This window comes from Streptomyces sp. NPDC059567, assembly GCF_042735655.1.
In the GTDB taxonomy this organism is placed as follows: domain Bacteria; phylum Actinomycetota; class Actinomycetes; order Streptomycetales; family Streptomycetaceae; genus Streptomyces.
The window spans coordinates 17,638-24,701 of the sequence record NZ_JBHWBS010000087.1 but is presented as its reverse complement, the minus strand read 5'-3'; the positions used below and the strand labels follow the sequence as shown (position 1 = coordinate 24,701).

The 7,064-nt window shown below is 70.7% G+C and carries 8 protein-coding genes and 1 riboswitch; of the genes, 3 read left to right on the top strand and 5 right to left on the bottom strand.

The features are described 5' to 3' along the window. Positions 1-138 precede the first annotated feature (138 nt). Together ACFVZW_RS29210 and bioB are read right to left on the bottom strand one after the other, a co-directional pair. On the bottom strand, positions 139-1,419 hold the full coding sequence (locus tag ACFVZW_RS29210) for an adenosylmethionine--8-amino-7-oxononanoate transaminase (RefSeq protein ID WP_384527315.1): 1,281 nt from the start codon (positions 1,417-1,419) through the stop codon (positions 139-141). Further along, on the bottom strand, positions 1,412-2,668 hold the full coding sequence (bioB, locus tag ACFVZW_RS29205) for a biotin synthase BioB (RefSeq protein ID WP_384527312.1): 1,257 nt from the start codon (positions 2,666-2,668) through the stop codon (positions 1,412-1,414). The genes ACFVZW_RS29210 and bioB overlap by 8 nt, the downstream gene beginning before the upstream one ends. A gap of 144 nt (positions 2,669-2,812) precedes the next feature. Between bioB and ACFVZW_RS29200 the strand changes: the two genes are divergently transcribed. Both ACFVZW_RS29200 and ACFVZW_RS29195 read left to right on the top strand, forming a co-directional pair. Continuing rightward, complete coding sequence (locus tag ACFVZW_RS29200) at positions 2,813-3,979, top strand: 8-amino-7-oxononanoate synthase (protein ID WP_384527309.1); 1,167 nt, start codon at positions 2,813-2,815, stop codon at positions 3,977-3,979. A gap of 169 nt (positions 3,980-4,148) precedes the next feature. Further along, positions 4,149-4,598 (top strand): ATP-binding protein, encoded by a 450-nt coding sequence (locus ACFVZW_RS29195; protein WP_384527306.1) that lies wholly within the window; start codon positions 4,149-4,151, stop codon positions 4,596-4,598. 124 nt (positions 4,599-4,722) lie between these two features. Here the strand turns inward: ACFVZW_RS29195 and ACFVZW_RS29190 are convergent, their stop codons facing one another. From ACFVZW_RS29190 to ACFVZW_RS29180, 3 genes are all read right to left on the bottom strand, one after another. Beyond that, positions 4,723-5,199 (bottom strand): C40 family peptidase, encoded by a 477-nt coding sequence (locus ACFVZW_RS29190; protein WP_384527304.1) that lies wholly within the window; start codon positions 5,197-5,199, stop codon positions 4,723-4,725. 3 nt (positions 5,200-5,202) lie between these two features. Beyond that, positions 5,203-5,399, bottom strand: a riboswitch (cyclic di-AMP (ydaO/yuaA leader). 314 nt (positions 5,400-5,713) lie between these two features. Then, positions 5,714-6,019 carry a hypothetical protein gene (locus ACFVZW_RS29185; protein ID WP_384527301.1) on the bottom strand — a complete coding sequence of 102 codons (306 nt, stop codon included), beginning with the start codon at positions 6,017-6,019 and terminating at the stop codon, positions 5,714-5,716. A 7-nt stretch (positions 6,020-6,026) separates the two neighbouring features. Next, entirely contained in the window at positions 6,027-6,650 is a 624-nt protein-coding gene (locus ACFVZW_RS29180; RefSeq protein WP_383552492.1) for an ATP-dependent Clp protease proteolytic subunit, read from the bottom strand. Positions 6,651-6,709: 59 nt separating this feature from the next. Between ACFVZW_RS29180 and ACFVZW_RS29175 the strand changes: the two genes are divergently transcribed. Then, positions 6,710-6,994 carry a type II toxin-antitoxin system Phd/YefM family antitoxin gene (locus ACFVZW_RS29175; RefSeq protein WP_384527298.1) on the top strand — a complete coding sequence of 95 codons (285 nt, stop codon included), beginning with the start codon at positions 6,710-6,712 and terminating at the stop codon, positions 6,992-6,994. The last annotated feature ends 70 nt before the right edge of the window (positions 6,995-7,064 follow it).

The window sequence follows — 7,064 nt, the reverse complement described above, 5'->3', positions numbered from 1 at the left end:
TTAACCTGTCTAGGGGGGTCGGTTTTTTTATAAAACCACAGGGGGGGTGGGTGCGTGGGGCCCGCCGTCCCTCCCGGGGCCCCGAAGGGCACCGATACGGGCCGGCTTCCGTTGCTCCGGGCGGCGCGGCCCGGTCGGTCAGCCCGCGACCGCGGCCGCGCGCACCGCGGCGCAGATACGGGCCAGGTCCGCGTCGCCGGTCACGAACGGCGGCATCGTGTAGATCAGGTCGCGGAACGGCCGCAGCCACACGCCCGCCCGGACCGCCGCCTCCGTGGCCGCGGCCATGTCGACATCGTGGTCGAGCTGGACGACGCCGATGGCGCCGAGCACCCGCACGTCCCGGACACCGGGCAGCGAGGCGGCCTCGGCGAGACCCTCGCGGAGCCCCGTCTCGATCCGCTTGACCTCCAGCGCCCAGTCCTGCGACATCAGCAGGTCGATCGACGCCAGGGCCACGGCCGAGGCCAGCGGGTTGCCCATGAACGTCGGCCCGTGGGCGAGCACCGGAACCTCGCCGAGCGAGATCCCCTCGGCGATCCGCGTCGTGCAGAGCGTCGCCGCCATCGACAGATAGCCGCCGGTCAGCGCCTTGCCCACACACATCACATCGGGCGAGATCCCGGCATGGTCGGCGCCGAACAGCGTGCCCGTGCGCCCGAACCCGGTCGCGATCTCGTCGAAGATCAGGAGCACGCCGTGTTCGTCGCACGCCTCGCGCAGGACCCGCAGGTACTCGGGCGGGTGGAACCGCATCCCGCCCGCGTTCTGCACCACCGGCTCCACGATCACCGCGGCGATCTCGTCCGCGTGGAGCGCGATCTGCCCCCGCAGCATCTCGGCGTACGACTCCTCGTACGTGGTGGGCGGCGCGTCCACGAAGACCTGCTGCTGGAGCACGCCCGACCACAGCTGGTGCATCCCGCCCTCGGGGTCGCACAGCGACATCGGCTGCCAGGTGTCGCCGTGGTAGCCGCCGCGCCAGGTCAGCATCCGCTGCTTCTCGGGCCGGCCCACCGAGCGCCAGTACTGCAGACACATCTTGGCCGCGACCTCGACGGAGACCGAGCCCGAGTCGCTGAGGAAGACATGCCGGAGCGGTGCGGGAGTGATCTCCACCAGACGGGTGGCGAGCCGGACGGCCGGCTCGTGGGTGAGCCCGCCGAACATGACGTGGCTCATCCGGTCCAGCTGGCCGCGCGCCGCCTCGTTGAGCACGGGGTGGTTGTAGCCGTGGATCGCGGACCACCACGAGGACATGCCGTCGATCAACTCGTCCTGACCGTGCACGGGTTCGGCGAGCCGGAGCCGTACCCCGGACGCGGACGCGACGACCAGCGGGTCCGTACGGCCCGGCATGGGCGCGTACGGATGCCAGACGTGCGCCCGGTCCAGGGCGAGCAGTTCCTCGTTACGCATTCGGCGCGAGCTCCGTCCCGGCGCCGCGTCGACGTACCGCCACCAGGTCCGTACGGGCTCCCGGCACCTCGGCCGGCTCGGCCTCCGGGGCCTGCGCCTGCGGCGCGTGGCCACCGCACGGCCCACAGCCGCCGCCCGCCTCGGCGTGCGAACCGCAGCCCGCACCCGCCTCGGCCTGCGAACCGCAGCCGGCCGACGCCGAGGAGCCGCACCCACCGGCGGCACCCGCCGCCGCGAGCGCGTCCGCGCGGTGCTTGGGCAGCGTCGTCGTGCCCGCGCCCTCCACCTCGAAGCCCGCGTCCGCGATCATGTCGAGGTCCGCCTGACCGGCCTGGCCCTCGCTCGTCAGATAGTCGCCGAGGAAGATCGAGTTCGCGATGTTCAGCGCGAGCGGCTGCATCGAGCGCAGGTGCACCTCGCGGCCACCCGCGATCCGGACCTCCACGTCCGGGCAGACGAACCGGACCATCGCCAGGATCCGCAGGCAGCGCTGCGGGGTGAGGTTCCACTCCTTCGCGAGCGGGGTGCCCTCGAACGGGATCAGGAAGTTCACCGGCACCGAGTCCGAGTCGAGATCGCGCAGCGCGTAGACGACGTCGACCAGGTCCTCGTCGCTCTCGCCCATGCCCGCGATCAGACCGGAGCACGCCGACAGACCGGCGGCATGCGCCTTCTGCACGGTGTCCACCCGGTCCTGGTAGGTGTGGGTGGTCGTGATCTCCCCGTACGTCCCCTCGGACGTGTTCAGGTTGTGGTTGTACGCGTCGGCGCCCGCCTCGCGCAGCCGCTCCGCCTGGCCGTCAGAGAGCAGACCGAGGCACGCGCAGACCTCGACGCCCTCGTTCTGCTCCTTGATCGCCTCGATGGTCTTGCCGACCCGCTCCACGTCCCGGTCCGTCGGCCCACGGCCGCTCGCCACCAGACAGACCCGCTTCGCACCGCCCGCGACACCGGCGGCGGCCGCCTGGGACGCCTCGTCCGGCTTCAGCCAGGTGTACTTGAGGATCCCGGCCGTCGAGCCGAGCCGCTGGGAACAGTACGAGCAGTCCTCCGGGCACAGCCCGGACTTCAGATTGACCAAGTAGTTCAGCTTCACCCGACGCCCGAACCACTGGCGGCGTACCTTGCCGGCCGCGGCCACCACATCGAGCAGTTCGTCGTCGGAGGTCGCCAGCACGGCGAGCGCTTCTTCACGGCTCGGCAGCTCGCGCCGCAGCCCCTTCTCCACCAGCGTGTTCAGCAGGTCCATAAAGGGTGATCCTCGCCTACGGCACACCTCGCGGCCAAGGAGGATCCGAACAAACGAGGCCGTTTGAGGTGTGTGCATGGCCACACCCTGACCTCGGCCCCGGGCGGTTAGGGTCTGTGCGCTGCCTACAAAAGGATCTGCCCCATGCACCGGGACGAGGACACGCGCGGGACCGCCTTCGACTGGACCGACGCCGAGGCACGCCGCCGCGAGCGGACGGGGCTCGTCCGCACGCTCAGGCCCCGCGCAGCCGAATCGGACCTGCTCGACCTCGCGAGCAACGACTACCTCGGACTGACCCGCCGGCCGGAGATCACGGAGGCGGCGGCCGAGGCGGCACGGCGCTGGGGCGCGGGCGCCACCGGCTCCCGCCTCGTCACCGGCACCACCCGGCTGCACACCCGCCTGGAGCGCGAACTCGCCGAGTTCTGCGGCTTCGAGGCGGCCCTCGTCTTCTCCTCCGGCTACACCGCCAACCTCGCCGCGCTCACCGCGCTGAGCAGCCGCGACTCGCTGATCGTCTCGGACGCGGGCAACCACGCCTCGATCGTCGACGGCTGCCGGCTCTCGCGCGCCGAGACGGCCGTGGTCCCGCACGCGGACCCCGAAGCGGTACGCAAGACCCTCCGGGCACATGAGGGCCGCCGGGCCCTCGCCGTCACCGACTCCGTCTTCTCCGTGGACGGCGACAAGGCCCCACTGACCGAGATCGCCGACGCCTGCCGCACCCACGGCGCCGCGCTCGTCGTGGACGACGCCCACGGCCTGGGCGTGCTCGGCGACGGCGGCCGGGGAGCCCTGGCCGCCGCGGGTCTCGCCGGCGACGAGGACGTCGTCGCCACCCTCACCCTCTCCAAGTCGCTCGGCAGCCAGGGGGGTGCCGTACTCGGCCCCGCCCGGGTCGTCGAGCACCTGGTCAACGCGGCCCGGACGTTCATCTTCGACACCGGTCTCGCCCCGGCCGCCGCGGGCGCCGCCCTCGCGAGCCTGCGGCTGATCCACGGCGAGCCCGGCCTCGCCGAGCGCGCGCGTACCGTCGCCACCACGCTGCACCGGATGCTCACCGAGGCCGGACTGACCGCCGTACGCCCGGACGCGGCCGTCGTGTCGGTGCGCGCCCCCTCGCCCGAGGCCGCGCTGCGGTGGGCGGCCGACTGCCGCGAACTGGGCCTCGCCGTGGGCTGCTTCCGGCCCCCGTCGGTCCCGGACGGCATCTCGCGACTGCGCCTGACGGCCCGCGCGGATCTGACGGACGCGCAGATCGACCGGGCGGTGGAAACGATCGTGCGCACCGCACCGCCGGCTCGCTGACCGCACCAGCCCGGCCGCCCAAATACGGTCTCCCGTAGCAGAGTTCACCGCTTCGAGCGACAAATATGCACATATCTTGGTGGATCGCCATACGGGGCGGCACGATCGGTGGCACTCTGACGCGTAGCGCAATCCGGGCCGGGCCCGGTGGGAAAGGGACAGCGTCGCCATGGCAGACCACCAGGAAGCAACCGTCACTCTGCCGAGCGATCCCGCCTCGGTGTCCGCCGCCCGCAGATACGTCGCCGACATCCTGACCGGCTGGGGGCTCGCCGAGGCCGGCGACACCGCCGACACGGTCCGGCTGATCGTCTCGGAACTGGCCACCAACGCCGTCCAGCACACCTTCGGGCAGTCGCCCACCTTCACCGTCGACGTCCGTCTGGAGCGTGAGGAACAGCTCCACATCGGCGTCACCGACAGCCACCCCCGCTGGCCCAAGCGGCTGCCGGCGGCGGTGCAGCAGGACAACGGCCGAGGGATGGTGATCATCCGTTTCCTGACCGCGGAGGCGGGCGGCCGGCTCTCGGTCACCCCGACCAGCGAGGGCGGCAAGACGGTCTGGATCAACCTCCCCTGGACGGCCGCGCCGAACAGGCTCCCCGCCTCCTTGAGCTAGGGCGTGTCCGGCCCGATCCTGCCGTCGGCTCCCCTCGCAAGGACCCGAGGCCGGTGCGTGAGGGTGCGGCGGCGCCACCGCACCCCCGTGACGGCCCCGGTCACGAGGTCAGCCGGTCACCCGATCATCGGACCCGGCCGTAATACACCTTGGACGACCAGATCCTGTCGAGCTTCACCCAGGAGCCCGTCTTGGGCGAGTGCCAGATCTTGTTGTTCCCGGCGTAGATGCCCACGTGGTACACCCGTCCACCCGCGTGGAAGAAGACCAGGTCACCCTTCTGCCTACTGGAGGCGGAGATGTGCCGGGTCTTGTTGTACTGCTGCTGCGCGGTACGGGGCAGCGACTTGCCCGCCTTCTTGAACGAATAGAGCGTGAGCCCCGAGCAGTCGAACCGGGTCGGTCCTGACGCTCCGTACCTGTAGGGCGATCCCTTCTTGGCCGCCGCGACGCTCAGCGCCTTGCCGGCATGCGCGGTCGCGGCCTGGGCCTCCGAGGCGGCGCCCGGCGCCAGCATCGTGCCGCCGACGGCGGCGAGGGTGAGAGCCGAGACGGCTCCGGCCCGGGACAGCAGGGACGGGACATGAATCTGCGCAGTCATGCGCAACCCTTCGTCAGCCGCCTGTGAAGGATGACCTGTCGGGTTCGGACTGGCGAAGTTGCCCGGCCGCGGCTGCGGCTTCACCCCGAGGAACGGCCCACTGCTCGGTCGTCCCGTACTGCTCGGGTCCTCCACTCCTGCCGATCCACTCCTGTCGACCAGACATCCGGGACAGCGGCAGGACTCGGCGTCCGCCCGGACCGCCCCGCCGTGGTGGCGGGGGCTTGTCGTCGTGAGGGATCTTGACCCACATCCAGGGCGAAATCCGAGTTGAAACGACGTTATGTGAGGCTCCTCACGACTGATCCATTCGGGTGGACAGACATGTTTCGTGATCGTCTGAGGTTTGGCCGACGAGCCCCGTACCAGGGGAGAAACGCCGGATTCCGCCAGATGCGTACACCTGTTGCGCAACTCACCCCGCACATATGTCGATTCGTCGACTACGCCGAACGAGGGAGGATTTCCATGGTTGTGATGGGCCGAGTGGACCTCGACACGACACGCGGGTATGTCAACTCGCGCGTGTCCCGGGCACGGTGACGCGCTCCGCGCGCCGCTCTCCGTCCAACACCCGCAGCGCGCGGGCCAATGTGTCCGCATGTACCTCGGTCTCACCGCGCACATGCATCACCGTCAGGGCGTCGCGCAGGGCGGTCGCCCGTCCCACCAGGGCCTGAGCCGCCCGTAGCGCCCCATAAGTATGCAATGACCTGGATGGATTGATTCGCCCCAGGAGATCGACGACTTCGAGATAGGCGTCGACGAACTCGCCCTCGGCACGCGTCAGCGCGGGCAGCGGCGGCAGCTCGGGAACCATCCCCGGCTCACCTCGCCCCGGCGCCGCCGGACGCCCCTCGGTTCTGGATCACGTGATCCACCAGGCCGTACGCGGTGGCGGCCGGCGCGTCGAGGATCGTGGTGCGGTCGATGTCGGCGTCGATCCGCTCGCGGCTCCGTCCGGTGTGGGTGGCCAGCATCCCGGCGACCATCGCGCGCAGCCGGAGCAATTCCCGGGCTTGGATGTCGAGATCGCTGGGCTGCCCCTGCAACGGCTCGTCCATCGTGGGCTGCTGGAGCACGACCCGGGCGCCGGGCAGCGCGAGCCGCTTTCCGGGCGCGCCGGCCGCGAGCAGTACGGCGGCGGTGGACGCGGCCTGGCCGAGGCAGGTGGTCTCCACGTCGCAGGTGACGACCTGCATCGTGTCGTAGATCGCGGACATCGCGCTGAGCGAACCGCCGGGGGAGTTGATGTAGAGCGAGATGTCCCGGTCGGGGTCGGCGTACTCCAGGTGCAGGAGCTGGGCGATGACGTCGTTGGCCGAGATCTCGTCGATCGGTGTCCCGAGGAAGACGATCCGCTCCTCCAGCAGCTTGGAGTAGGGGTCGAGGGTCCGACTGCCGAAGCTGGTGCGCTCGGTGAACTCGGGAAGGACGTAGCGGGCATCCATGGGCGGCCTCCTTGCTCCGTTCAAAATGTACAGGACGTACATTCCGTAAGATGAGGAGCATGGCCTATGAGATTCCGGTGACGCAAGCACGCGCAGAGCTCGCCGACCTGATCAACCGCGTGGTGTACGGCAACGAGCGGGTCGTCGTGACCCGGCACGGCAAGCCGCTCGTGGCGCTGGTCTCCGCGGCTGACCTGGAGAAACTCGAAGCGGAGCAGGAAGGTGCCGAGGGGCAGGTGGTCAGCTCCGTCTCCACCGTCCGCACCCTCACGTCCGCTCCGGGTGAACAGGGCCGCTTCGGCATCGCGGCCCGTCACCGCGACCCGGGTACTCCCGACGCATGAGAAAGCCGCGGGCCCCCCGCCCCTACACCGGGGGGACGCGGCCCGTTTGGGCGGTCGTGGGGGCCAGCGC